We start from the raw sequence: 24,196 nt of genomic DNA, 5'->3' as shown, positions 1-24,196 counted from the left end.
ATTTGCCTTGCTCCTGACAAGCGTCAGTGTCATGACGCGCACCATCCAGCTTCATGAACCGCGAGGAGCCAACCGCTACCGGCCATGACCGCGATCGAATCCGCCTTTACTTGTGCGCCATACCCGCCACGCCTCGACCTGGGGCCGCAGCTGACCCGTGAGCAATTGCTCGCCTCGATGCAATTGACCATGAGCCTGCACCGGGGTGGGCCGGTGTGGCTGTTTGCTTACGGTTCGTTGATCTGGCGGCCGGAGTGCACAGCGGTGGAGCGGGTGCGCGGTCGGGTCCACGGGTACCATCGCGGTTTGTATTTGTGGTCTCACGAGCACCGGGGGACCCCGGAATTACCGGGGTTGGTGTTCGGGTTGGACCGAGGCGGGTCGTGCAGCGGTTTCGCCTATCGATTATCGGAAGAGAATCTGGAGGACTCGCTGTTCGCCCTGTGGCAGCGCGAGATGCCGTTCCCGTCCTATCGCCCGTACTGGCTCAGTTGCCGCCTCGAAGATGGCAGCCGGGTGCAGGCCTTGGGATTCGTGCTGGAGCGGCACCTGCCCAGCTATGCCGGCAACTTGCCGGACCATGTGCTGAGCCAGGTGTTCGAAAACGCCTGTGGGCGCTATGGCACCACTCGCGATTATGTCGAGCAGACCATCCACGCCCTGCGCAGCCACGCCATGCCAGACCGGAATCTGGAGGCGCGGCTCAAACGCTGCAAATCAGCCCTGGATCAGGCCACCGCTTCGCGGCTCTGACTGGCGATTTGCTTGTGCCACAAGGTTGGCGCGAGGAACGCCATCGCCAGCAGGCAAGCACCCACCAGCAATACAAAACCACCGTTCCAGCCGAAATGGTCCACCGTGTAGCCCATCGCAGCACTGGCCGCGACCGAGCCGCCCAGGTAGCCAAACAGCCCGGTGAAACCGGCGGCGGTACCGGCGGCCTTTTTCGGTGCCAGTTCCAGGGCCTGCAAACCGATCAGCATGACCGGGCCGTAGATCAGAAAGCCAATGGAAACCAGGGCGACCATGTCCACGGTCGGGTTGCCCGCCGGGTTCAGCCAGTACACCAGCGTCGCCACGGTCACTAGCGCCATGAACACCATGCCCGTCAGGCCCCGGTTGCCGCGGAAGATTTTGTCCGACATCCAGCCGCACAGTAACGTGCCAGGGATGCCTGCCCACTCATACAAAAAGTACGCCCAGGAGGTTTTATCCACCGTGAAGCCTTTGGCTTCCTTGAGGTAGGTGGGCGCCCAATCCAGCACGCCGTAGCGCAGCAGGTACACAAAGACGTTTGCCATGGCGATGTACCAGAGCATTTTGTTGCGCAGCACGTACTTGACGAAGATTTCCTTGGCGCTGAACTCGTTCTCGTGACTGGCGTCGTAGCCTTCCGGGTAATCGTTCTTGTATTTTTCGATCGGCGGCAGGCCTACCGATTGCGGGGTGTCGCGCATGGTCGCGAAGGCAAACAGCGCCACCAGTAGCGCCACGGCCGCCGGTACATAAAACGCCGCGTGCCAGTCATTGAACCAGCCCATCCCCAGCAGGAACAACGGCCCAATCAAGCCACCGCCGACGTTATGCGCCACGTTCCAGACCGACACCACGCCGCCGCGTTCTTTCTGTGACCACCAGTGCACCATGGTCCGCCCACTGGGCGGCCAGCCCATGCCCTGGGCCCAGCCATTGATGAACAGCAGGATGAACATCATGGTGACGCTGGAGGTTGCCCAAGGCGCGAAACCGAAAATGAACATCACCCCCGCCGAGACCAGCAAACCGAATGGCAGGAAATAGCGCGGATTGGAACGGTCGGACACCAGGCCCATCAGGAACTTCGAAAGCCCGTAGGCGATGGCGATGGCCGACATGGCCAGGCCCAACTGACCTCGGGTGTAGCCCTCGTCGATCAGGTACGGCATGGCCAGGGAGAAGTTTTTGCGCAGCAGGTAATACCCGGCGTAGCCGATGAAGATGCCGGCGAAAATCTGCCAGCGAAGGCGTCGGTAGGTGCTGTCTATTTTTTCTTCAGGCAGGGGCGCCTGATGTACGGCAGGACGAAAGAAAGCAAACATTCAAGGGCTCCAGATTCTTGTTATGACTGCGGATGCGAATGTTACAGTTTCGTTACCGAAAATAGCACCGCTTCTCATCGTCAAAACAGTGGAAATTCCCCTTGATGAATGTTCTTAAATGAACATGTCGCTCAGACATACGCTGATGGCGCTGTCGGAATTGCCTTGTGGCCAGGTTCAACGTGGCCAGGTTCAACAATCATGCGGTCCGCAGCCTCCGGCACCCGGACCGCTTGATTGGCTTCAACGAACTTGCACCACCACCTTCCCCACAGCCTTGCGCTGGCCCAGGTCGTTGATCGCCTGGGCGGCGTTGCTCAGTGGATACACCTGCGAGACCAGCGGCTTGAGCTTGCCTTCGGTAAACCAGTCGAACAATTGCTGGAAGTTGGCGGCGTTGTCCTGGGGTTGGCGTTGGGCGAAGGAGCCCCAGAACACACCCACCACGGCGGCGCCCTTGAGCAAGGCCAGGTTCACGGGCAACTCGGGGATGCGCCCGCTGGCAAAGCCGACCACCAGCAGCCGGCCATTCCAGGCGATGGCGCGAATGGCCTGGTCGAACAGGTCGCCGCCTACCGGGTCGTAGATCACGTCGGCGCCTTGGCCGTCGGTGAGGCGTTTGATTTCATCCTTGAGGCTGGTTTCGCTGTAGTTGATCAGTTCGTCGGCGCCGGCGGCCTTGGCCACGGCCAGTTTCTCTGCGCTGCTGGCGGCGGCAATCACCCGGGCGCCCATGGCCTTGCCGATCTCCACCGCCGCGAGGCCGACGCCGCCGGATGCGCCGAGCACCAGCAGGGTTTCGCCAGGTTGCAGGTTGGCCCGTTGCTTGAGGGCATGCATCGAGGTGCCGTAGGTCATGCTGAAGGCGGCAGCGGTGTTGAAGTCCATGGACGCCGGGATCGGCAACACGTTGTAGCCAGGCACCGCCACCTGTTCGGCAAAGCTGCCCCAGCCGGTCAGCGCCATCACCCGGTCACCGACCTTCAGGTGGCTGACTTTTTCACCCACCGCGCTGATCACGCCCGCCGCTTCGCCGCCAGGGGAAAACGGGAAGGGTGGCTTGAATTGATATTTGCCCTCGATGATCAGCGTGTCAGGGAAGTTCACCCCGGCGGCATGCACGTCCAGCAGCACTTCGTTCTTCTTCGCGACGGGGCTGGCGACGTCTTCCAGCACCAGCGATTCGGCAGGACCGAATTCTTTGCACAGCACGGCTTTCATCAGGGCTATTCCTTTGGGAGTGATGGCCGATAAGTGTAGGTGTGAGAGTCAACGGGTCAATGAGCATGCCCCGCCCTGATAGCCGGCCATAAGCTTGTGCTTGAACGGCGGGTCGGTATGCTGGGCCGCAAACCGTATGAGGAGTCGAATGTGAAAGCGTGGATCATGTTGATGCTGGCTCTGTCGTTGCCTGTGACGGCGATGGCCGAGGAAACCAAAGAAGGCGAGGCGCCGAAGGTCAGTTACATCACCCTCAGCCCGCCATTCGTGGGCAATTATGGCCTGGACGGCTCGGCGAAGCTGAGGGTGTACAAGGCCGATGTGGCCCTGCGTGTGACCGGTGACGCAGCCGCTGCGGCAGTCAAGGCCAACGAGCCATTGATCCGCAACCAACTGGTGGCGTTGTTCGCCCAGCAGACCACCGAGGCGATGAACAACCTCGAAGCCAAGGAAAAACTGCGTCAGGAAGCGTTGAAGCAGACCCAGCAAGTGATGAACGACGAGACCGGCAAGCCGATGGTGGATGATCTGTTGTTCAATAACCTGATCATTCAATAAGTCGGCTGGATCGTAGCCCCGACAGCGCCACGAATCAGTAGGCGCTGACGAAGGCTGCTTATTATCAGGACGCCAGGCTTTTGCGAAACCGCCCCAGGGCGATGAAAAAGAACAAGAGCCCGATTGCCGCCAGTGCCAGCAGGTCTGGCCATACCACGCTAACGCTCGCATCCCGGAATAGAATCGCCGCGCTGAGGCTGACGAAATGGGTCGAAGGCGAACCTTGCATCACCCATTGCAACCATTGCGGCATGCTATCGAGCGGCGTGCTGCCGCCCGACAACAGCAGCATCGGTATGATGACCGGGATCGACAGTAGACCGAACTGCGGCGTTGAGCGGGCCAGGGTGGCGAGAAAAATGCCCAGGGCGGTGCTGGCGAACAGGTAGAGCGCGGTCACCAGCAGAAATAGCAACATGGAGCCGGCAAGCGGCACGCCCAAGGCGACCTTGACGATTATTTCCAGCGAGGCCCAGGTGCATAGCACCACCACCAGCATGTTGCTCCAGATTTTCGCCAGCATGATTTCCAGTGCGGTCAGCGGTAGCACCAGCAGGTGATCGAGGGTGCCGTGCTCGCGCTCGCGCAGCAGCGCGGTGCCCGTCAGGATGATGGCCAGGATCGTGATGTTGTTGACGATCTGGATCACGGCCAGAAACCACCCGCCCTCAAGATTGGTGTTAAACAGCGCTCGGGTGGTCAGCTTCACGGGCGTTTGTGCGCTTGCTTGTGCCTGCCCGCTGTAGGTCAGCAGTTCCTGTTGGAAAATCCGCCCGATGTAGCCGGCGCCCATGAACGCCTGGCTCATGGCTGTGGCATCAACGTTGAGTTGCAGCGCAGGCTCTCGTCCGGCGAGCAGATCGGCCTGGAAGTTGGCGGGCACATTGATGACGAAGGTGTAGCGGCCACTGTCCATGACCTTGTCCAGCTCGGCATAGGGCAACGCCACGGGGCTCTGGAATTCCGGCGGTTGCAGAGCCTGGATCAATTGACGTGAGAGATGGCTTTGGTCTTCATCCACCACCGCCACGCTGGCGTTGTGGACGCCGATCACCGAGCCTGCGGCCGGCATGTAGATCGCCACGGTGAATGCGTAGCCTAAAAACAGCAGCAGGACGGAGTCATACCGCAGGCTGGTCAGTTCCTTGAGGCCAAGACGCCAGATATGCGAAAACTTGTGCATCAGGCCTCCTGTTTTTTCAGCATGACCAGGCTGAGCCCGGTGAACACCAGAAAAAAGCCCAGTAGCGCCAGGCATTGCGGCCATAGCTGGCGCAGGTCCAGGGCCTTGGTGAAAGTGCCGACGGCGATGTCCAGGAAATAACCGGCGGGAAACAACTGGCCCATCACCGAGGCTGCCCCGTCCAGGGATGAGCGCGGCACGATCAACCCCGAGAATTGGATGGTCGGAAGACTGGTGATGATCATGGTGCCGAGGATCGCTGCGATCTGGGTGCGGGTAAACGCCGAGATCAACAACCCCATACTGGTGGTTGCCAGTACGTAGAGCAGCCCGCCCAACGCCAGCGTCAGGCCGCTGCCTTTGAATGGCACGCCGAACAGCCAGCGATTCATCGCCGTCAGCAGGGCCAGATTGATCAGGCTGACCGCCAGATAGGGCGCTTGTTTGCCCAGCAGGAACTCCAGGCGGGTCAACGGTGTGGCGTAGAAATTGGTGATCGAGCCCAACTCCTTTTCCCGCACGATCCCCAGAGCCGTCAACATGGCCGGAATGAACGCGAGGATCAACGCCATCACGCCCGGACCGATAGCGTTCACGCTGACCACGTCCTGGTTGTAGCGGAACCGGGTCTCCAGGCTAGCTGCGCTTTGCTGGTTTAGCGCTGGGCTGCTCTGTTCAACCCGTTGTTCGAGATTGGCCTGATGTACCGCCTGGACGTAGTTGCGACTGGTTTCGGCGCGAAACGGCATGCCGCCGTCCAGCCAGGCGCCAACGGTGGGTTGCCGACCGGCATACAGGTCACGGCCGAAACCGGGTGGGATTTGCAGGGCCAGCTTGATTTCCGAACGTTGCAAGCGCCGATGCAGCGCGTTCGCGTCCTGGATAACCGGCTGCTCCTCGAAATAGCGCGAGCTGCGAAATGCTTCCAGGTAAGCGCGACTTTGCGGGCTCTGATCCTGATCGAACACGGCGAAGGCGAGCTTTTCCACGTCCAATGAAATGCCGTAGCCGAAGATCACCATCATGAACAGGGCTCCCATCAAGGCGAAGGCCATGCGTACCTTATCTCGCAGCAGCTCCTTGCCTTCCCGGCTGGCGACGGCCCACAGGCGCCTGAGGCTCAAGCCGTGCCGGTCCTGCGGCGTGCCGGCATTGTCGAGGGGCACGGGGGCGGTGTCTTGCTGTGCTTCACCCTGGGCCTGTTCCAGGCAGGTGACGAACGCGGCCTCCAGCGTCTGACCGTTGAACTGTGCCTGGAGGGCCGCGGGTGTGTCGCAGGCCAGGACTTTGCCGGCGTGCATCAGCGAAATGCGGTCGCAGCGTTGGGCTTCGTTCATGAAATGCGTGGAAAGAAATATCGTCACGCCCTGTTCGCGGGACAACTCAATCAGCAGTCGCCAGAAATCATCCCGCGCGGCCGGATCAACGCCTGAGGTCGGTTCATCGAGGATCAGCACTTCCGGGCGATGCAGCACCGCCACCGCGAGGGACAAGCGCTGACGCAGGCCCAGGGGCAGGGCGCCGGAAGGCTGGTCTGCCATTGCCTGAAGATTGAAGCGCCGGATCAACTCGTCGATGCGCTGATGGCTGTCCACCGTGGGCAGATCAAACAGTTTGGCGTGCAACTCCAGGTTTTGGCGCACGCTCAATTCGCCATACAGTGAAAAACTCTGGGACATGAAGCCCACGCGTTTGCGGGTGGCCAGGTCTTTGGCGTTGACCGGGTTGCCCAGCAGATGGGCGCTGCCTTCGCTGGCGGGCATCAGCCCGGTCAACACCTTCATGGTGGTGGTCTTGCCGCAACCGTTGGAGCCCAGAAAGCCAAAGATCTCACCGCGACCAATCGCGAAGCTGACGTTGTCGACTGCGGTGAAATCACCGAAGCGCAAGGTAAGGTCGTGGGCTTCGATGGCGATGTCGGCGGTATCGTCGGTCCTGGGTGGGATCATCAGCGGTTCGGCGCTGTGGCCGCTGTCGCCCTGAAAGTGGGTGAAGGCCGAGTCGAGCTTGCCGTCGGGTGTGACGCCGGCCAGCTCGACGCTCAGCCCCTGGGCAATCAAACGACCGCCGTCGAGCATCAGGCAGTGCTCGAATTGTTCGGCCTCTTCCATATAAGCCGTGGCGACCAGCAAAGTCAGTTGCGGGCGTTGTCGGCGCACATCTTCGATCAGTTCCCAAAAGCGTCGGCGGGAGAGGGGGTCCACGCCGGTGGTGGGCTCATCGAGGATCAGCAGGTCCGGTTCGTGGATCAGTGCGCAACACAAACCCAGTTTCTGTTTCATGCCACCGGACAATTTGCCCGCTGGCCGGTCGGCAAACCGCTGTAGATCGGTCGCCAGCAGCAGCGTGCCCATTCGCTGCTCGCAGTCTGCCCGCGATAGCCCGAACAGCGTGCCGAAGAACCGGATGTTCTCGCGTATCGACAAGTCAGGATAAAGGTTGCCCCCCAGCCCTTGAGGCATGAAGGCGATGCGTCGATAAAGGGTCTTGCGATGGTGTCGGTCCTCGATTGAGCCACCCAGCACCTGCAGTTGGCCGCTCTGGAGTTTCTTCACGCCGGCAATCAGCCCCAGCAGGCTCGATTTGCCTGCCCCGTCCGGCCCGATCAGGCCACAACGGGTGCCGGCGGGCAGGCTGAAGGCAATATCGCTCAAGGCCAGGTGCTGGCCATAGCGGTGATCGAGGCCCGAAGCGTGCAGTGCCGGTTCGCCGAGAGCGGCGCTCATTGCAAGTTGGCCGGCCAGTCAATGGGGGCCGTGCGCACGTAGCCGGCGCCGGGCATGCCCGGTTTTGCCTGGGGCACTTCGCCGGGCCGCGACAGGCGTATCTTGACGCGGAACACCAGTTTCTGGCGCTCGTCACGGGTTTCGACTTCTTTGGGAGTGAACTGCGATTTGGCCGCGACGAAGCTGACCGTTGCCGGCAATGGTCGATCGGGCAGGGCGTCGAGCAGCAGACGCGCCTGATCGCCCACCGCCAGTTTCCCGGCCACGGACGCCGGCAAATACAGGTTCATGTATTGATCGTTCGGATCGATCATCAGCAGTACCCGTCCACCGGCACCCAGCACTTCGCCCGGCTCGGCCAGGCGTAGCTGAATCACGCCGTCAATGGGGGCACGCAGGCTGCTGTCGTCGATTTCGCTGGTCAGTTGGGCAACCTGGGCCTGGGTCGCACCGATGGCGGCGGCCGCGGCCGACACCTGAGCCTGAGCAGCATTGACCGCAGCGTTAGCTGTGTCGAAACGGGCTTGTTGTTGGTCGATCGCCTGGGCACTGGCGTAACCGCGCCTGAACAGTTCCTGGGTGCGTTTGAGTTCTTGGTGGGCGAGCAATTGTTCGCTCTGGCGCAGTTGCACATTGGCTTGAGCGGCGGACAGGTTTTCCCGGGCGCGCGTTACTTCGGCTTCGGCCTGGTTTCGCTGGGCCTCCAGGGTGCGGGTGTCCATGCGCGCCAGAAGTTGGCCCTTGCTGACGACATCGCCTTCGTCAACATGAACGTCGGCCAGGCGCCCGGGTGTCTTGCTGGCGATCTGGACTTCGGTGGCCTCCAGGCGCCCATTGCCCATGCTTAGGCCTTCGGGCAGGCGATCCTGGCGTGACTTCCAATAGCCAAACCCTCCGGCGGCCAACAACAGAGCCATCAAGGCGAGGGCGAAAAAGCGAGAGCTACGGTGGTTTGTCGACATGTCCGGCATCCTGCGGCTGTAGCGTTGCAGTCTGCTGGATCCGTTACTGGCCCAGCTTGATATCCATCAACTCATGGCGGATCAGCGTAAGGCAATAACCGCCGCCCACTGCTCAGCCGTCACCGGCATCACCGACAGTCGCGAGCCTTTTTGCACCAGCGGCATTTCAGCCAGGGCGGTTTGCTGCTTGAGATAGTCGAGCTTGAGCACGCGGGGAAACGTTTGGACATGGGCCACGTCGATTGCAGTCCAGGGATTTTTATCCGGGCTGGCCTTGGGGTCGAAATAGTGACTGTCGGGCTCCAATGCCGTCGGGTCAGGGTAGGCCGCCCGAATGATTTGTCCAATGCCGGCTATACCCGGCTCCGGGCAACTGGAGTGGTAGAAAAAGAACGAGTCGCCCACCGCCATGGCCCGCAAGAAGTTACGTGCCTGGTAGTTGCGAACCCCGTCCCATCGTGCCTGGCCGAGCTTTTCCAGACCCTTGATGGATAATTCGTCGGGCTCGGATTTCATCAGCCAATAGGCCATGATTTCTACTCCTGGGCGGTAATGATAAAAAAAGTTCAGCGATCTTATGACAAACCGACAGTCGGTTGACGCCAGAGTTTGCGTGTTGATGCCGGTTGCCGCAAAATGCCGGCCTTCCAAGCTTTACGCTGCTGCACGGCCAATAAGAAAACCGCTGCTGTCATCGTGTGTGATATGCCTTGAGGGGGGCAATCGATGAAACGCAAACCGGATTTGTTGTGGATCTTGGTCATTCTGTTCGGCCTGGGGGTCGTTACCACGGGTTACGCCCAGAGTTTGTGGGCCAGCAAGACCGATACACCGATGGAAATCACCCAGCCCGCGCCTTCGCTCAAACGCTGAGCCGGTCTGCAGGACGCCGCTGTTTTCCTGCGGCGTCTACCCCGCGATATACCAGTACCGGTCGCTGACCGTTCCCAGCAGCGGCACGTCCCAGCTCGCCTGCGCCAACCGTTCGACTTTCTGACACTCATGGGCCAGCCCCAACAGCGTCGGTTTGCGCCATTGCTTGCGTCGCGCCAGATACCCCAGGCTGCGGTCATAAAAGCCACCGCCCATGCCCAGCCGACCTCCCGCATCGTCAAACCCCACCAGCGGCAATAGCACCAGGTCCAGCGTCCAGACCTTGCGTTGCCGGGCAATGTTCATCCGCGGCTCCAGAATACGAAAACGATTGGGTCGCAGCTTTTCGCCGGGGCGGATGCGTTGGAACACCATCTTGGTCTGCGGCCATGGGCTCAGTACCGGCAGATAAGTAGCCTTGCCCCGGCGCTGAGCGGCGCGCAGCAACAGGCGCGGGTCGATCTCGCCATCGTTGGGCAGGTACAGGGCGATGTGTCTTGCCCGGCGAAACAGCGGGTGCTGGGCCAGTTGCTTATAGAGCCCTCGAGCGGCTTCACGCTGCTGGGCAGCTGTCAGGGCGCGACGAGCCTGGCGTAGCAGGCGGCGGAGTTGCGGGCGCGGCAGCAGCGCGGGTTCGGTCATATGAATATTTCACGCAATCGGTGGCGACAGCACAGCGTAACCGCAAAACAGGGCGCTCAGAAATGCCTGCGCCAGACACAACAATGCCAGTCTTGATGACTGGCATTGTGAGAAATCAGGCTCCCCGGATGAACCGCTGTCGGCTTAGCCCTTGAACCCGAAAGTTCAAGGTGGAAGTTGCAGGGGGCGTTAAGGCTTTCCGTCAAGCGGACATGCACACCGGCCCCAACGTGCAACTCCCGTGGTTGTGCGTATCGGCTCAGGGACATCACCAACTGGCAAGCACCCCAGGGAGTGACGCAAGTATACCCCAGGCAGCCTCGCGAATCAGCCCTTGCTGACGTCCGGGTCGGTGGCCAGTACCAGATCCACCCGATCGAGCAGATCGCGCACCTGTTCACGGGTCGAGCCGCTGACTTGCACGTCCGGCGTATCCTGGCGGTGCAACAGCTCGTGGGTGATGTTCAAGGCAGCCATTACAGCAATGCGGTCGGCGCCGATGACTTTGCCGCTGCTGCGGATCTCGCGCATCTTGCCGTCCAGGTAACGGGCGGCGCTTACCAGGTTGCTGCGCTCTTCCTGGGGGCAGATGATCGAATATTCTTTATCGAGGATCTGCACGGTTACGCTATTGCTTGAACTCATGAGTCTTGCTCCAGGGCCTTGAGGCGCGAAATCATCGATTCGACCTTACGCCGGGCGATTTCGTTTTTTTCAATGAGGTGCGCGCGTTCCTCGCGCCAGGTCTTTTCCTGAGCTAATAGGAGTCCGTTTTGGCTCTTAAGTTGCTCGACCCGCTCAATTAGCAATTCGAGTCTGGCCATCAGCGCTTGCAGGTCGGTGTCTTCCATTGTGTCCACTGAAGATTGTGTCTGATGGGGATAGGGTCGCACAGCCTCTGATAGTCTTGGCGAGTCTGTCGATGTAGGATACAAGGCCTCCATTCTAGACATAGCGCCGTCTGGCGCCTAGCTGCCCATGCCCATTCAGAATTCCCCGTATCAAGCGTTTGCCACCCTGCTGAGCACCAGCGGTCATCCTGTCTCGCCTGCTGAACTGCATGGCCTGTTGCTGGGGCGCAGTTGCGCCGGCGCCGGCTTCGATGCCGACGGCTGGCTGGCTGACGCCGCCGAGTTGCTGGAAGGCGAACCGGCGGACAACGTGCGCAATGCGCTCATCGGCCTGCAGGAAATGGTCAAGGGTGAGTTGACCAGCGATGACATGACCGTCGTCCTGCTGCTGCCTACCGATGACGCTCCGCTGGCCGAACGCGCCGCTGCGCTGGGCCAGTGGTGCCAGGGCTTCCTCGCCGGCTTCGGCCTGACCCGCCGCGAATATGCGTTGAGTGACGAGGCCAAGGAAGTATTGCAAGACCTGGCGGCGATCTCTCAGGTCCAGGACGCTCTGGAAGAGTCCGATGACGGCGAAAGCGACTACATGGAAGTGATGGAGTACCTGCGGGTCGCGCCATTGCTGCTGTTCACCGAAACCAAGAAAACCGCTGAACCGGCCGCCAAGCCGTCCTTGCACTGATTGCTTGAAAGGGAACACCGTCTGCCCATGATTCATATCCCGAAATCGGAATACAGCCGTCGCCGCAAGGCCCTGATGGCGCAGATGGAACCCAATAGCATCGCAATCCTGCCCGCCGCCGCCGTTGCCATTCGCAACCGCGACGTCGAGCACGTTTACCGCCAGGACAGCGACTTTCAATACCTCAGCGGCTTCCCCGAGCCGCAAGCGGTGATCGTACTGATGCCCGGCCGGGCCCATGGCGAATACATCCTGTTCTGCCGCGAACGCAACGCCGAGCGGGAGTTGTGGGATGGCCTGAGAGCCGGCCAGGAAGGGGCGATGCGTGACTATGGCGCCGACGATGCATTTCCTATCACCGACATCGACGACATCCTGCCGGGCCTGATCGAAGGCCGTGACCGGGTGTACTCGGCCATGGGCAGCAACCCGGAATTCGACCGGCACCTGATGGAGTGGATCAACGTGATTCGCTCCAAAGCCCATCTCGGTGCCCAGCCGCCGAACGAATTCGTTGCCCTGGATCACCTGTTGCACGACATGCGCCTGTATAAATCGGCGGCAGAGGTGAAGGTGATGCGCGAAGCGGCGCGGATTTCCGCCCAGGCGCACATCCGGGCCATGCAGGCCGCGCGCGCGGGGTTGTACGAATACAGCCTGGAGGCCGAGCTCGATTATGAGTTCCGCAAGGGCGGGGCAAAAATGCCGGCCTACGGGTCGATCGTCGCGGCGGGTCGCAACGGCTGCATCCTGCATTACCAGCAGAACGACGCACTGCTCAAGGACGGTGACCTGGTATTGATCGACGCCGGTTGTGAAATCGACTGCTACGCCAGTGATATCACCCGTACCTGGCCGGTCAGCGGCAGGTTTTCGCCCGAACAGAAGGCAATCTACGAAGTGGTGCTGGCCGCCCAGGAGGCGGCGTTTGCCGAAATTGCACCGGACAAACACTGGAACCAGGCCCACGAAGCAACAGTGCGGGTCATTACCGAGGGGCTGGTGCGCCTGGGCCTGTTGGAGGGCGAGGTGGACGAGTTGATCGCCAGCGAAGCCCACAGGGCCTTCTACATGCACCGCGCCGGCCACTGGCTGGGCATGGACGTGCACGACGTTGGCGAGTACCGGGTCGGCGGCGAATGGCGGGTACTGGAAGTCGGCATGACGTTGACCGTTGAGCCGGGCATCTACATCGCCCCGAACAATCGCAACGTAGCGAAAAAATGGCGCGGCATTGGCGTGCGCATCGAGGATGACGTGGTAGTGACCAAAACCGGTTGTGAAATCCTGAGTCACGGCGTACCCAAGACGGTCGCTGAAATCGAGGCCCTGATGGCCGCCGCCCGGGCTGATGCGGCATGAGCCGGGTCAATCTGGCGATCGTCGGCGGTGGCCTGGTGGGCGCGAGCCTGGCTCTGGCCCTGCAAGCCGGTGCCAAGGCGCGGGGCTGGAAGATCATGCTGATCGAGCCCTTCGCTCCCGGCGATGCCTGGCAACCGAGCTACGATGCCCGTTCCTCGGCATTGTCGTTCGGGTCGCGGCAGATTTATCAACGCCTGGGGATCTGGCAGGAAGTTTCTCGTCGCGCCGAGCCGATCAAGCAGATCCACGTGTCTGATCGCGGACGATTCTCCACGGCGCGGTTGTCGGCCATGGAAGAAGGGGTGCCGGCCCTGGGTTATGTGGTGGAAAACGCCTGGCTCGGCCAGTGCCTGTGGCAAGGGCTGGACACCGAGGTGGTCAGTTGGCACTGTCCGGCACAAGTCACCCGGATGGAGCCCATGGTCGGCGGCTATCGCCTGACGCTCGATGACGAAACCACCTTGGAATGCGACCTTGCCGTGCTGGCTGACGGTGGCCGTTCCAGCCTGCGTGAACAGCTGGGTATTGGCGTGCGCAATCGACCTTACGGCCAGAGCGCGCTGATTGCCAACATCACACCCGGCGAAGCCCACAACGGCATGGCCTTCGAGCGCTTCACCGACGATGGCCCGATGGCCTTGTTGCCGCTGCCGGAGAACCGTTGCGCGCTGGTCTGGACCCGTCAGGGCATGGATGCGCAACGACTGGCGACCCTGGATGAGCGCAGCTTTCTCAGCGAATTGCAGGGCGTGTTCGGTTATCGCCTGGGTACCCTGAAACAGGTAGGCGCTCGACATCTTTATCCGTTGGCGCTGGTGGAAGCCGAAGAGCAGGTCCGCCCGCATCTGGCGATCCTGGGCAACGCGGCCCACAGTCTGCATCCGATTGCCGGCCAGGGGTTCAACCTGTCTCTGCGCGATGCCCAGGCCCTGGCCGACGCCTTGCTCGACAGCGACAGCGCGCCGGGGGATTTCGCCGTGCTGCAAGCCTATCGCGAGCGTCAACGGATGGATCAGACCCTGACCGTCGGGTTTTCCGACCAGGTTACGCGTCTGTTCAGCAGCAATCTGCCGCTGGTGTCTCTGGGCCGTAACCTTGGCCTGCTGGGCCTCGACCTGTTGCCGCCGGCCAAGCGCTGGTTCGCCCGCCAGGCCATGGGGTTGGGGACACGTCCCGATGCGTGAGGCTTGTTTCGATCATTTTTCTCATGGGCGACTCATGTCGCCAGCACAACAGGCTTAAAGCATGGAATTGCGTGCAGATCTGCTGATTGTCGGCGCCGGAATGGTCGGCAGCGCCCTGGCGCTGGCGTTGCAGGGCAGTGGCCTGCAAGTGCTGTTGCTCGACGGCAGCCCGATGAGCGTCAAACCCTTCGATCCCCAGGCTGCCTTCGAACCCCGGGTCAGTGCCTTGTCGGCGGCGAGCCAGCGGATCCTTGATCGTCTTGGGGTCTGGGACGGCATTATCGCCCGGCGCGCCAGTCCTTATACCGACATGCACGTCTGGGACGGCAGCGGCACCGGGCAGATCCATTTCTCGGCGGCCAGCCTGCATGCCGAGGTCCTGGGGCACATCGTCGAAAACCGCGTCGTGCAGGATGCCCTGCTGGAGCGCCTGCATGACTGCGATCTGGGCCTGCTGGCCAACGCGCGGCTTGAGCAGATGCGCCGCTCCGGCGATGACTGGTTGCTCACCCTGGCCGATGGCCGCACCCTGCGGGCACCGCTGGTGATCGCCGCCGACGGGGCGAACTCCGCCGTGCGTCGCTTGACCGGGGTCGCGACCCGGGAATGGGATTACCTGCACCATGCCATCGTGACCAGTGTGCGCAGCGCTCGGCCTCATCGGATGACCGCATGGCAGCGCTTTACCGATAACGGTCCCTTGGCATTCCTGCCACTGGAGCGCGACGGCCAGCAGGATTGGTGCTCGATCGTCTGGTCCACCACCCCTGGCGAGGCACAGCGGTTGATGGCGCTTGAGGAAGCGGATTTCTGCAACCAACTGGAGCGGGCCTTCGAAGGTCAACTGGGGACGGTGCTGAGTGCCGATCCGCGCTTGTGCGTACCGCTGCGCCAGCGCCATGCCAAGCGCTACGTGGCCGAAGGGCTGGCGCTGATCGGCGATGCGGCCCACACCATCCATCCGCTGGCCGGACAGGGGGTGAACCTGGGTTTCCTGGATGCCGCCGTCCTGGCCGAAGTGCTGCTGCAGGCAGCCGGGCGCGGTGAACGGCTGGCGGACGTGAAGGTATTGAGCCGCTACGAACGCCGACGCATGCCCCATAACCTGGCGCTGATGGCCGCGATGGAAGGGTTTGAGCGGCTGTTCCAGGCCGATCCGTTGCCGGTGCGCTGGCTGCGTAATACCGGGCTGAAACTGGTGGACGGTCTGCCCGAAGCGAAGGCGCTGTTTGTGCGTGAGGCGCTGGGGTTGACTGGGGACCTGCCGGATTTGGCCAAGGCCTAGATTTTTGTCGGGACGAAAGACCTCATCGCGGGCAAGCCATGCTCCCACAGAGGGCAATGTAGGACGACTTTTGTGGGAGCAAGGCTTGCCCGCGATGGCGGACGCAAAAACACAGCACATCTCATAGCTGCAACATTTTGAAACGTGTCTGCGCAGTGTTAGATTGAGAAGCTAAATGTGAGTCCTTATCATTTGCGCACTTATAACAATCGAGAGACCGCCCCCATGTTGGCATCCAAGCGTCTGCTGTCCGTCCTCGCCCTGACCCTGATCGGCGCCACTGCCGCCCAGGCTGCCGATGAGGTGGTGGTCTACTCCTCGCGTATCGATGAACTGATCAAGCCGGTTTTCGATGCGTACACCAAGAAGACTGGCGTCCCGGTGAAGTTCATCACCGACAAGGAAGCGCCATTGATGCAGCGGATCAAGGCCGAGGGTGAAAATGCCACCGCCGACCTGCTGCTCACCGTTGACGCCGGCAACCTCTGGCAGGCCGAGCAGATGGGGATTCTCCAACCGTTCACTTCCAAGGTGATCGACGCCAACATCCCGGCCCAATACCGTGCGTCTTCCCACGCCTGGACCGGCCTGAGCCTGCGGGCGCGGACCATTGTCTACTCCACCGACCGGGTCAAACCGAGCGAACTGACCACCTATGAAGCCCTGGCGGGTAAAGAGTGGGAAGGCCGCCTGTGCCTGCGCACCTCGAAGAAGGTCTACAACCAGTCCCTGACCGCCACCCTGATCGAAACCCACGGCGCGGAAAAAACCGAAGAGATCATCAAGGGTTGGGTCAAGAACCTGTCCACCGATGTGTTCTCCGATGACACGGCATTGCTTGAGGCCATCAATGCCGGGCAGTGCGACGTCGGTATCGTCAACACTTACTACTTCGGGCGCCTGCACCAGCAGAAGCCGGACCTGAAGGTCAAGCTGTTCTGGCCGAACCAGGCCGACCGTGGCGTGCACATCAACCTCTCGGGCATCGGCCTGACCAAGTACGCACCGCACCCGGAAGCGGCGAAGAAACTGGTGGAGTGGATGACCACGCCTGAAGCCCAGAACATTTTTGCCGACGTGAACCAGGAGTTCCCGGCCAACCCGAACGTGGAGCCTTCCAAGGAAGTCGCCGCCTGGGGCAAGTTCAAGGCCGACACCCTGCCGGTGGAAGTGGCGGGTAAACGCCAGGCCGAAGCCATCCGCTTGATGGATCGCGCTGGCTGGAACTAAAAAAGCACTCAAGATCGCAGCCTGCGGCAGCTCCTACAGGGATTCGCGTCCCAATGTAGGAACTGTCGCAGGCTGCGATCTTTTTTTTGCGGTTTAATAGGCGTTTGCTGTCAGCCCCGAGACTCCCCCTTGACCCACCCCGTCCAACGCCGCTGGTACCCTCTGGTTTTTGCTATCGCCGCGCTGGTGCTGTTGCCCTTGAGCGTCCTGCTGCTGTCCTGGCAAAACATCGACCAGCAGATATGGTCCCACCTGTGGGATACCCAGATGCCACGCTTGTTGGGCAACACCCTGACGCTGATTGTCGGCGTGGGTGTCGGTGTAACCTTGCTGGGCGTCAGCCTCGCCTGGCTCACCAGCCTGTGTGAGTTCCCCGGCCGACGCTGGCTCGACTGGGCGTTGATGTTGCCGTTTGCGATTCCGGCCTACGTGCTGGCGTTTGTCTTCGTCGGCCTGCTGGACTTTGCCGGACCGGTGCAGACATTGATGCGCGAATGGTTCGGCAGCAACCTGCGCCTGCCCCGGGTTCGCTCCACCGGCGGGGTGATCCTGGTGTTGGTCCTGGTTTTTTACCCGTACGTTTATTTGCTGGCGCGAAGTGCATTCCTGGCCCAAGGCAAGGGCTTGATGGAAGCGGCCCGGGTGCTGGGGCAGTCGCCCTGGCAGGCGTTCTGGCGAGTGGCGTTGCCGGTCGCCAGGCCGGCCATTGGTGCCGGCGTGGCGCTGGCGTTGATGGAAACCCTGGCGGATTTCGGCGCGGTCTCGGTGTTCAACTTCGACACCTTCACCACGGCCATCTACAAAACCTGGTACGGCTTCTTCAGCCTCTCCAGCGCCGCGCAACTGGCCAGTCTGTTGTTGCTGGCGGTGATGCTGGTGCTTTACGGCGAACGCCGCGCCCGAGGCGCCCAGCGGGCGAGCAACGAGCGACCCCGGGTCAAGGCGCTTTATCACTTGCGCGGCCTCAAGGCTGCGGCGGCCAGCGGCTGGTGCGCCCTGGTATTTGCCTGTGCTTTTGTTATTCCGATGCTGCAACTGCTGGTGTGGTTCTGGCAGCGCGGCCGGTTCGATCTGGACGAACGTTATGCCGGGCTGATCGTCCACACGCTCTATCTGGGTGGGCTGGCGGCCCTGGTCACCGTTTGCGTCGCCTTGCTGTTGGCGTTCGCCCGCCGTCTGGCGCCGACCCGTCCCATTCGCGCCGGTGTCGGCCTGGCGAACCTGGGCTACGCCTTGCCCGGTTCGGTGCTGGCGGTATCGATCATGCTTGCCTTCAGTTATCTGGACCGCGAACTGGTCATCCCCCTGTCAACGCTACTGGGCGGTGCCGGCAAACCGTTGCTGTTGGGCAGCCTGTCGGCCCTGCTGCTGGCCTATCTGGTGCGCTTTTTGGCCGTGGCCTACGGTCCACTGGAAAGCAGCCTCGCGCGAATCCGCCCTTCTTTGCCTGAAGCGGCACGTAGTCTTGGGGTCAGTGGGCCGCGACTGTTTTTCAAAGTGTATCTGCCGTTGCTGTTGCCGGGCACCCTGAGTGCGGCGTTGCTGGTGTTCGTCGATGTGCTCAAGGAAATGCCCGCGACCCTGCTGATGCGCCCGTTCGGCTGGGACACGCTGGCGGTGCGGATCTTCGAAATGACCAGTGAAGGGGAGTGGGCCCGGGCCGCGTTACCGGCGCTGACCCTGGTGCTGGTGGGGTTGTTGCCGGTCATCGGATTGATACGACGCTCTGCCCATCGAAACAGCTAGGTGTCAGTCCTACATCATGCGGCTACAATGCGCGGCATTCGGTGCGGTCCGTCTGTCGGACCGGGCAACTGATAGCGTCTGAAAACGTTTTTGGCGTTCACGCTGTGCAGTGCTCGTCCGCACCTTCGCCAAGCCCGGAAGGAGACACCCATGGGACAGCGTACGCCTCTGTATGACCTTCATCTCGCCCTCGGCGCGAAGATGGTCGATTTTGGCGGTTGGGATATGCCTTTGCATTACGGCTCGCAGGTTGAGGAGCACCATCAGGTGCGTCGCGACTGCGGTGTGTTCGATGTATCCCACATGACCGTTATCGATGTCGCCGGTCCCCAGGCCAAGGCCTGGTTGCAGCGCTTGCTGGCCAACGATGTCGATCGCTTGCAGGACACGGGACGTGCCTTGTACAGCACCATGCTTAACGAGCGCGGCGGCATCGTCGACGACATGATCATTTATCGGGTCGAGCACGGCTATCGGCTGGTCTTCAACGCCTCGACCCGCGACCAGGACCTGGCCTGGATGCAGGCGCAGCTTGGTGAATACGATGTGCGCCTGCTTGAGCGCCCCGAACTGGCAATGCTGGCTATCCAGGGCCCCCAGGCCCGTCACAAGATTGCCGAACTGGTCTCGCAATCGCGCGGCCAACTGATCCAGCAACTCAAGCCTTTCGAAGGCCGTGCCGACGGTGACTGGTTCATCGCCCGCACCGGCTACACTGGCGAAGATGGCCTGGAAATCGTCCTGCCTGCCCACGAAGCCCCGAGTTTTTTCAATGATCTGGTGGGCGCCGGCATTTCTCCCATCGGCCTTGGCGCTCGCGATACCTTGCGCCTGGAAGCCGGCATGAACCTGTATGGCCAGGATATCCACCAGGAGGTTTCGCCGCTGGCCTCGAACATGGCCTGGAGCATCGCCTGGGAACCGGCGAGCCGTCAGTTTATCGGTCGCAGTGCGCTGGAAGCCGAACTGGCCGGCGGTGTACAGCAAAAACTGGTGGGCCTGGTGTTGGAGGAGCGCGGCGTTCTGCGCGCTCATCAGGTGGTCCGCATCGCCGATGTTGGCGAAGGGGAGATCACCAGTGGTAGTTTTTCTCCTACGCTTAGCAAGTCAATTGCCTTGGCACGCGTTCCGATGGCCACCGCCGATCGTGCCGAGGTGGAAATTCGTGGTAAGTGGTACCCGGTACGAGTGGTCAAGCCGACCTTCGTCCGCCATGGCAAAACCCTGATCTAACCTTTTGCGGCGGGCCGCTGGCCGCTGACACTACTCTTGAGGACACAGAATATGAGTGATATCCCTGCCGAACTGCGTTTTGCCAAAAGCCACGAGTGGGCGCGTCTGGAAGCTGACGGTACGGTCACCGTGGGCATTAGCGATTATGCGCAGGAAGCTCTGGGTGATGTGGTGTATATCGAACTGACCGAGGCCGGTAAGGTTTTTTCCGCCGGTGACCAGGCCGGTGTGGTGGAGTCGGTCAAGGCTGCTTCCGACATCTACTCGCCGATCAGTGGCGAAGTGATTGCGGTCAACGAAGACCTGGGCGGTTCACCGCAACTGCTGAACTCCGATCCTTACGGCGCGTGGATTTTCAAGCTCAAGCCAAGCGACAAGGCCGAGTTGGACAAGCTGCTTGATGCGGCAGGCTACGAGGCTGCTATCGGCGAATAACCCGGATCTAATGTGGGAGCGGGCTTGCTCGCGAAAGCGGTGTGTCAGCTTCAGTGTTGTTGACTGATACACCGCTTTCGCGAGCAAGCCCGCTCCCACGCGGGATACTGCGTACAGCCTGATAATATTTTCGGGCAAAAAAATGCCGCTCCCATCGAGCGGCATTTTGTTTATGGGTCTGGAATCAGTCCTGGGCGACGGCGTTTTTCGCCAGGATCGCGTTGGCCAATTCCATGTCGGTGGCCTGCAGGCCTGGGTTGTCGGCACGGACTTTCTGCATCGCAGCTTCCAGGTAAGGACCACGGATACCGCCGTCGCTGGCAACGAAACTGCCGGCATCGTCCTGAGCGGCGACGATCAGCTTGTTGTCCTTGAAGGTCAGGTAGGTGGAACCGGTGGTTGCACCGGATGAAATGACGTTACGCCAAAATGTGTCGGCCATTGCCGAGCCGACAGGAAGAGACAGCAAGGCCAGGGTCGCGACAGCAAGTTTGAGACGCATGATTGGTGACTCCACAGGGTTAACTATAGGTTTTGAGCGTCAATGCCCGCGTTCAGTTCCGTGACCCTTCAGTCATCCCGTTCCACCCTCAATACCGCCCCTTCCTGTGCCACCACCCGGACCCGCGTACCCACGGGCGATTCGGGGCCTTTGACCAGCCACACCCCGTCGGCCACCTTGATCTTGCCGCGCCCGTCGATGATTGCTTCGTGCACCTGGAAAGTTTTGCCGATCAGCTCCTGTCCACGCAGGTTCAGGAGAGGCTGATCGCTTTCACGGACGGCACTGCGCTGACGTCGCCACCAGTACAACGCTGTCGCCATGGCGAACAGCCCGAACAGCAGGAACTGCATCTCCCATGACAACTGCGGCAGGATGAATGTCAGCACGCCGACCGCCGCTGCGGCCATGCCGATCCATAGCAGGTAGCCACCGGCACCGAACACTTCCAGGATCAACAGGATGACGCCCAGCGCCAGCCAGTCCCAATACGACATCTGTTGCAGGAAAGCCCACATACCCGAGCCTCAGCTTTTCTTGCTGTCGAAAGTGGCCTTGACGATCTCACCGATGCCACCGACTGCCCCGATCACCTGGCTGGCCTCCAATGGCATCAGGATGACCTTGCTGTTGTTGGCCGAGGCCAGACGACCCAGGGCGTCGATATATTTTTGTGCGACGAAGTAGTTCACCGCCTGAACATTACCGGCGGCAATCGCTTCGGATACTACTTTGGTGGCCAGCGCTTCGGCCTCCGCCTGACGCTCACGGGCCTCGGATTCCAGGAACGCGGCCTGACGGCTGCCTTCGGCCTCGAGGATCTGCGCCTGTTTCTTGCCTTCGGCGGTCAGAATCGCTGAGGCGCGCAGGCCTTCAGCTTCCAGGATCTGGGCACGCTTGATCCGTTCGGCTTTCATTTGTCCCGACATGGCAGCCATGAGATCCGCCGGCGGGCTGATGTCCTTGATCTCGATCCGGGTGATCTTGATACCCCACGGCGCCGTGGCTTCGTCGACAGTGCGCAGCAGCTTTTCGTTGATCCCATCACGCTGGCTCAGCATCGCATCCAGCTCCATGGAGCCAAGCACGGTACGGATGTTGGTTTGCAGCAGGTTGCGGATGGCGTGTTCGAGGTTGTTGACCTCATAGGCCGCCTGGGCCGTATTCACCACCTGAAAGAAGCACACCGCGTCTATCTGCACCGTGGCGTTGTCGGCGGTAATGACTTCCTGTGGCGGGATGTCCAGTACGCTTTCCATGACGTTGATCTTGCGACCGATACGGTCCATCACGGGAATGATGATGTTCAGGCCGGGCTTGAGGGTGTTGGTGTAGCGCCCGAACCGCTCGACGGTCCATTGGTACCCCTGGGGCACGACCTTGAAGCCCATGAACAGGATGGCGACCACCAGCCCGATAAAAAGTAAAAGTACGCTACCGATCTGCATAACTGCTCCTTGTTTAAATGAGATGATCCGTGAGTGTAAGGCAAGCGGCCATTATCTGTGGCGAGGGAATTTATCCCCGCTGGGCTGCGAAGCAGGCCCCAACTGACAACGTGGTGTTTCAGACCGATTGTGTTGTCTGTAATTGGGCTTGCTCCGCAAGCCAACGGGGATAAATCCCCTCGCCACAATTACTTCTGCTCACTCTGTGGCGTCACCCGCAACACTTCCTCGACAGTGGTCAAGCCCGCCGCCACCTTTTGCGCCCCCGACAGCCGCAAGCTGCGCATCCCTTCCTTGAACGCCTGGCGACGCACTGCCAGCAGGTCGGTGTCGGGGTGAATCAAGCTTTTGACGCTGTCGGTCAATTGCATGATTTCGTAGACCCCGGCACGGCCACGATAGCCGGTGTCACGACACTCCAGGCAGCCGACGGCCTGTTGGGCATTGCCCGGCAACGGGGCCTGCCAGGGGCGTGTCAGGGTTTGCCAATCGTCGTCATCCAGGGTCAGGGGGGCCTTGCAGTGCGGGCATAGCGTGCGTACCAGGCGCTGGGCCATGACACCGAGCACCGTGGCTTTGATCAGGTAATGGGGCACGCCGAGTTCCAGCAAACGACTGATGGCGCTCGGTGCATCGTTGGTGTGCAGGGTCGAGAGGACGAGGTGTCCGGTGAGCGCCGCCTGGATCGCCATTTCGGCGGTTTCCAGGTCGCGGATCTCGCCGATCATGATGATGTCCGGGTCTTGCCGCATCAGCGCCCGTACTCCGGCGGCGAAAGTCAGGTCGATGTTGTGCTGCACCTGCATCTGGTTGAAGGACCCTTCGACCATTTCAATCGGGTCCTCGATGGTGCAGAGGTTTACCTCCGGCGTCGCCAGCTTCTTGAGGGTGGTGTAGAGGGTGGTGGTCTTGCCCGAACCGGTGGGGCCGGTCACCAGGATGATGCCGTTGGGCTGACGGGTCATGTCTTGCCAGCGGCGCAAGTCATCGGCGGAGAAACCGAGCTGGTCGAAGTCCTTGAGCAGTACTTCGGGATCGAAGATCCGCATGACCATTTTTTCGCCAAACGCCGTGGGCAGCGTCGACAGGCGTAATTCCACTTCGCCGCCATCTGGGGTCTTGGTCTTGACGCGACCGTCCTGGGGCTTGCGCTTTTCCGCGACGTTCATCCGCCCCAGGCTCTTGAGGCGACTGATGATCGCCATCGTCACCTGCGGCGGGAACTGATAGACGGTGTGCAGCACCCCGTCGATGCGAAAGCGCACCGTCCCCTGCTCGCGACGCGGTTCGATGTGGATATCGCTGGCGCGTTGCTGGAAGGCGTACTGGAACAGCCAGTCGACAATATTGACGATATGAGCGTCGTTGGCGTCCGGCTCCTGATCGCTGGCGCCCAGGTTGAGCAGTTGTTCGAAATTGCTCAGGTTGCTCGGTTGCTGGTCGACCGTCGTGGCGCCGCTGACCGATTTGGCCAGGCGATAGAACTCCACGCTCAAGCGCTGGATATCGACCGGGTTGGCAACGACTCGCTGGATCGGCAGCTTGAGCACATGGGTCAAGTCTGCTTCCCAACTGCGGACGTAAGGCTGCGCGCTGGCCACCGTGACCGCGTCGCGGTCCACAGCCACCGCGAGAATCTTGTGGCGCTGGGCAAAGGCGTAGGACATCAGCGGCGTGACGGCCGCCACGTTGATTTTCAGCGGGTCGATGCGCAGGTAGGGCTGGCCGGCCTGCTGCGACAGCCAGAGGGTCAGGCTTTCCAGGTCCAGGCGCTTGCCGGGGCGGCTGAGGTCGTCCAGATGCTGGTTGGCGATGAACTCCAGTGGGTGCAGCTGGGCGCTGGCGCTATGGCGCCGGCGCGCATTGAGTGCGGTTTCGGCGCAGTCCTGGCTGATGAAGCCCTGGGCGACCAGTTGGCGCAGCAGATCGTTGAGGTCCAGCCAGCGGTCCTGAGTGGCGTGTTTGGTGGACATGCGGGTTCCTATTGGACAATTG

General features: G+C 61.3%; 24 protein-coding genes and 1 other RNA gene. 11 read left to right on the top strand and 14 right to left on the bottom strand.

The features are described 5' to 3' along the window. Window positions 1-84: 84 nt before the first annotated feature. Window positions 85-753, top strand: a complete 669-nt coding sequence (locus tag BM132_RS02105; protein WP_092452804.1) for a gamma-glutamylcyclotransferase — start codon at window positions 85-87, stop codon at window positions 751-753. On the opposite strand, the gene glpT is transcribed toward BM132_RS02105, so the two are convergent. Both glpT and BM132_RS02095 read right to left on the bottom strand, forming a co-directional pair. Next, entirely contained in the window at window positions 729-2,078 is a 1,350-nt protein-coding gene (gene glpT / locus BM132_RS02100; RefSeq protein WP_092395198.1) for a glycerol-3-phosphate transporter, read from the bottom strand. The genes BM132_RS02105 and glpT overlap by 25 nt on opposite strands. A 243-nt stretch (window positions 2,079-2,321) precedes the next feature. Then, the gene (locus BM132_RS02095) at window positions 2,322-3,299 is read right to left on the bottom strand and encodes an NADPH:quinone oxidoreductase family protein (protein ID WP_092452801.1); all 978 of its coding nucleotides are present in this window, start codon (window positions 3,297-3,299) and stop codon (window positions 2,322-2,324) included. Window positions 3,300-3,449: 150 nt separating this feature from the next. Between BM132_RS02095 and BM132_RS02090 the strand changes: the two genes are divergently transcribed. After that, on the top strand, window positions 3,450-3,857 hold the full coding sequence (locus tag BM132_RS02090; protein WP_092453089.1) for a flagellar basal body-associated protein FliL: 408 nt from the start codon (window positions 3,450-3,452) through the stop codon (window positions 3,855-3,857). A 64-nt stretch (window positions 3,858-3,921) separates the two neighbouring features. Here the strand turns inward: BM132_RS02090 and BM132_RS02085 are convergent, their stop codons facing one another. The 4 genes from BM132_RS02085 to BM132_RS02070 form a co-directional block, all read right to left on the bottom strand. Beyond that, complete coding sequence (locus BM132_RS02085; RefSeq protein ID WP_092452798.1) at window positions 3,922-5,040, bottom strand: ABC transporter permease; 1,119 nt, start codon at window positions 5,038-5,040, stop codon at window positions 3,922-3,924. After that, a complete protein-coding gene (gene rbbA, locus BM132_RS02080) occupies window positions 5,040-7,766 on the bottom strand; it encodes a ribosome-associated ATPase/putative transporter RbbA (RefSeq protein WP_092452795.1) in 2,727 nt (908 codons plus the stop codon). The genes BM132_RS02085 and rbbA overlap by 1 nt, the downstream gene beginning before the upstream one ends. Then, entirely contained in the window at window positions 7,763-8,728 is a 966-nt protein-coding gene (locus BM132_RS02075; protein WP_092395211.1) for an HlyD family secretion protein, read from the bottom strand. Before BM132_RS02075 ends, rbbA begins: the two co-directional genes overlap by 4 nt. An 81-nt stretch (window positions 8,729-8,809) precedes the next feature. Then, a complete protein-coding gene (locus tag BM132_RS02070; protein WP_092452791.1) occupies window positions 8,810-9,259 on the bottom strand; it encodes an EVE domain-containing protein in 450 nt (149 codons plus the stop codon). Between the two features lie 195 nt (window positions 9,260-9,454). On the opposite strand from BM132_RS02070, the gene BM132_RS28405 reads away from it, so the two are divergent. After that, window positions 9,455-9,601 carry a hypothetical protein gene (locus BM132_RS28405; RefSeq protein ID WP_092395219.1) on the top strand — a complete coding sequence of 49 codons (147 nt, stop codon included), beginning with the start codon at window positions 9,455-9,457 and terminating at the stop codon, window positions 9,599-9,601. 36 nt (window positions 9,602-9,637) lie between these two features. On the opposite strand, the gene BM132_RS02060 is transcribed toward BM132_RS28405, so the two are convergent. From BM132_RS02060 to BM132_RS02045, 4 genes are all read right to left on the bottom strand, one after another. After that, window positions 9,638-10,243 (bottom strand): 5-formyltetrahydrofolate cyclo-ligase, encoded by a 606-nt coding sequence (locus tag BM132_RS02060; RefSeq protein WP_092395222.1) that lies wholly within the window; start codon window positions 10,241-10,243, stop codon window positions 9,638-9,640. A 117-nt stretch (window positions 10,244-10,360) separates the two neighbouring features. Beyond that, window positions 10,361-10,540: non-coding RNA, 6S RNA (gene ssrS, locus BM132_RS02055), on the bottom strand. Window positions 10,541-10,570: 30 nt separating this feature from the next. Further along, window positions 10,571-10,888, bottom strand: coding sequence for a cell division protein ZapA (locus BM132_RS02050; protein WP_047226084.1), 318 nt, complete (start codon window positions 10,886-10,888; stop codon window positions 10,571-10,573). Beyond that, window positions 10,885-11,094 carry a TIGR02449 family protein gene (locus tag BM132_RS02045; protein WP_030138125.1) on the bottom strand — a complete coding sequence of 70 codons (210 nt, stop codon included), beginning with the start codon at window positions 11,092-11,094 and terminating at the stop codon, window positions 10,885-10,887. The genes BM132_RS02050 and BM132_RS02045 overlap by 4 nt, the downstream gene beginning before the upstream one ends. A gap of 127 nt (window positions 11,095-11,221) precedes the next feature. Here BM132_RS02045 and BM132_RS02040 point away from each other — a divergent pair, with 127 nt between their 5' ends. The 8 genes from BM132_RS02040 to gcvH all read left to right on the top strand — a co-directional run bounded on the left by BM132_RS02040 (window position 11,222) and on the right by gcvH (window position 20,251). Then, the gene (locus BM132_RS02040) at window positions 11,222-11,776 is read left to right on the top strand and encodes a YecA/YgfB family protein (protein WP_047226083.1); all 555 of its coding nucleotides are present in this window, start codon (window positions 11,222-11,224) and stop codon (window positions 11,774-11,776) included. Window positions 11,777-11,803: 27 nt separating this feature from the next. Next, entirely contained in the window at window positions 11,804-13,138 is a 1,335-nt protein-coding gene (gene pepP / locus BM132_RS02035; protein ID WP_092452787.1) for a Xaa-Pro aminopeptidase, read from the top strand. Next, window positions 13,135-14,322, top strand: a complete 1,188-nt coding sequence (gene ubiH, locus BM132_RS02030; RefSeq protein WP_076383057.1) for a 2-octaprenyl-6-methoxyphenyl hydroxylase — start codon at window positions 13,135-13,137, stop codon at window positions 14,320-14,322. Before pepP ends, ubiH begins: the two co-directional genes overlap by 4 nt. Before the next feature lie 67 nt (window positions 14,323-14,389). Next, window positions 14,390-15,607, top strand: a complete 1,218-nt coding sequence (locus BM132_RS02025) for a 2-octaprenyl-3-methyl-6-methoxy-1,4-benzoquinol hydroxylase (protein ID WP_177218132.1) — start codon at window positions 14,390-14,392, stop codon at window positions 15,605-15,607. A gap of 225 nt (window positions 15,608-15,832) precedes the next feature. Next, window positions 15,833-16,837: an extracellular solute-binding protein gene (locus tag BM132_RS02020; protein ID WP_092452781.1), complete on the top strand. Its 1,005-nt coding sequence runs from the start codon at window positions 15,833-15,835 to the stop codon at window positions 16,835-16,837. Between the two features lie 129 nt (window positions 16,838-16,966). After that, window positions 16,967-18,583 carry an ABC transporter permease gene (locus tag BM132_RS02015; protein ID WP_092395237.1) on the top strand — a complete coding sequence of 539 codons (1,617 nt, stop codon included), beginning with the start codon at window positions 16,967-16,969 and terminating at the stop codon, window positions 18,581-18,583. Between the two features lie 150 nt (window positions 18,584-18,733). Next, entirely contained in the window at window positions 18,734-19,816 is a 1,083-nt protein-coding gene (gene gcvT, locus BM132_RS02010) for a glycine cleavage system aminomethyltransferase GcvT (RefSeq protein ID WP_092395240.1), read from the top strand. A gap of 51 nt (window positions 19,817-19,867) precedes the next feature. Further along, window positions 19,868-20,251, top strand: coding sequence for a glycine cleavage system protein GcvH (gcvH, locus tag BM132_RS02005; RefSeq protein ID WP_092452778.1), 384 nt, complete (start codon window positions 19,868-19,870; stop codon window positions 20,249-20,251). A 184-nt stretch (window positions 20,252-20,435) separates the two neighbouring features. On the opposite strand, the gene BM132_RS02000 is transcribed toward gcvH, so the two are convergent. The 4 genes from BM132_RS02000 to BM132_RS01985 form a co-directional block, all read right to left on the bottom strand. Continuing rightward, window positions 20,436-20,756, bottom strand: coding sequence for a DUF2388 domain-containing protein (locus tag BM132_RS02000; protein ID WP_172436019.1), 321 nt, complete (start codon window positions 20,754-20,756; stop codon window positions 20,436-20,438). Between the two features lie 65 nt (window positions 20,757-20,821). After that, window positions 20,822-21,271: an NfeD family protein gene (locus BM132_RS01995; protein ID WP_092452775.1), complete on the bottom strand. Its 450-nt coding sequence runs from the start codon at window positions 21,269-21,271 to the stop codon at window positions 20,822-20,824. Between the two features lie 9 nt (window positions 21,272-21,280). Then, a complete protein-coding gene (locus BM132_RS01990; RefSeq protein WP_092395249.1) occupies window positions 21,281-22,201 on the bottom strand; it encodes an SPFH domain-containing protein in 921 nt (306 codons plus the stop codon). 188 nt (window positions 22,202-22,389) lie between these two features. Next, entirely contained in the window at window positions 22,390-24,174 is a 1,785-nt protein-coding gene (locus BM132_RS01985) for a type IV pilus assembly ATPase TfpB (RefSeq protein ID WP_092452771.1), read from the bottom strand. Between the last annotated feature and the right edge of the window lie 22 nt (window positions 24,175-24,196).

Origin of the sequence: Pseudomonas sp. NFACC45 (assembly GCF_900113505.1) — a bacterium.
Classification (GTDB): domain Bacteria; phylum Pseudomonadota; class Gammaproteobacteria; order Pseudomonadales; family Pseudomonadaceae; genus Aquipseudomonas; species Aquipseudomonas tehranensis.
Note: the sequence above shows the minus strand (reverse complement) of the source record. Positions and strands in the feature narration are given on the sequence as shown.

Coding starts and splice junctions, on each gene's coding strand:
- BM132_RS01985 (WP_092452771.1), bottom strand. CDS start 24,174: ATGTCCACCAAACACGCCACTCAGGACCGCTGGCTGGACCTCAACGAT.
- BM132_RS02105 (WP_092452804.1), top strand. CDS start 85: ATGACCGCGATCGAATCCGCCTTTACTTGTGCGCCATACCCGCCACGC.
- gcvH (WP_092452778.1), top strand. CDS start 19,868: ATGAGTGATATCCCTGCCGAACTGCGTTTTGCCAAAAGCCACGAGTGG.
- BM132_RS02060 (WP_092395222.1), bottom strand. CDS start 10,243: ATGACCGAACCCGCGCTGCTGCCGCGCCCGCAACTCCGCCGCCTGCTA.
- BM132_RS02045 (WP_030138125.1), bottom strand. CDS start 11,094: ATGGAAGACACCGACCTGCAAGCGCTGATGGCCAGACTCGAATTGCTA.
- BM132_RS02070 (WP_092452791.1), bottom strand. CDS start 9,259: ATGGCCTATTGGCTGATGAAATCCGAGCCCGACGAATTATCCATCAAG.
- BM132_RS02085 (WP_092452798.1), bottom strand. CDS start 5,040: ATGCACAAGTTTTCGCATATCTGGCGTCTTGGCCTCAAGGAACTGACC.
- BM132_RS28405 (WP_092395219.1), top strand. CDS start 9,455: ATGAAACGCAAACCGGATTTGTTGTGGATCTTGGTCATTCTGTTCGGC.
- BM132_RS02020 (WP_092452781.1), top strand. CDS start 15,833: ATGTTGGCATCCAAGCGTCTGCTGTCCGTCCTCGCCCTGACCCTGATC.
- BM132_RS02075 (WP_092395211.1), bottom strand. CDS start 8,728: ATGTCGACAAACCACCGTAGCTCTCGCTTTTTCGCCCTCGCCTTGATG.
- BM132_RS01990 (WP_092395249.1), bottom strand. CDS start 22,201: ATGCAGATCGGTAGCGTACTTTTACTTTTTATCGGGCTGGTGGTCGCC.
- ubiH (WP_076383057.1), top strand. CDS start 13,135: ATGAGCCGGGTCAATCTGGCGATCGTCGGCGGTGGCCTGGTGGGCGCG.
- pepP (WP_092452787.1), top strand. CDS start 11,804: ATGATTCATATCCCGAAATCGGAATACAGCCGTCGCCGCAAGGCCCTG.
- BM132_RS02040 (WP_047226083.1), top strand. CDS start 11,222: ATGCCCATTCAGAATTCCCCGTATCAAGCGTTTGCCACCCTGCTGAGC.
- BM132_RS02095 (WP_092452801.1), bottom strand. CDS start 3,299: ATGAAAGCCGTGCTGTGCAAAGAATTCGGTCCTGCCGAATCGCTGGTG.
- BM132_RS01995 (WP_092452775.1), bottom strand. CDS start 21,271: ATGTGGGCTTTCCTGCAACAGATGTCGTATTGGGACTGGCTGGCGCTG.
- BM132_RS02050 (WP_047226084.1), bottom strand. CDS start 10,888: ATGAGTTCAAGCAATAGCGTAACCGTGCAGATCCTCGATAAAGAATAT.
- glpT (WP_092395198.1), bottom strand. CDS start 2,078: ATGTTTGCTTTCTTTCGTCCTGCCGTACATCAGGCGCCCCTGCCTGAA.
- rbbA (WP_092452795.1), bottom strand. CDS start 7,766: ATGAGCGCCGCTCTCGGCGAACCGGCACTGCACGCTTCGGGCCTCGAT.
- gcvT (WP_092395240.1), top strand. CDS start 18,734: ATGGGACAGCGTACGCCTCTGTATGACCTTCATCTCGCCCTCGGCGCG.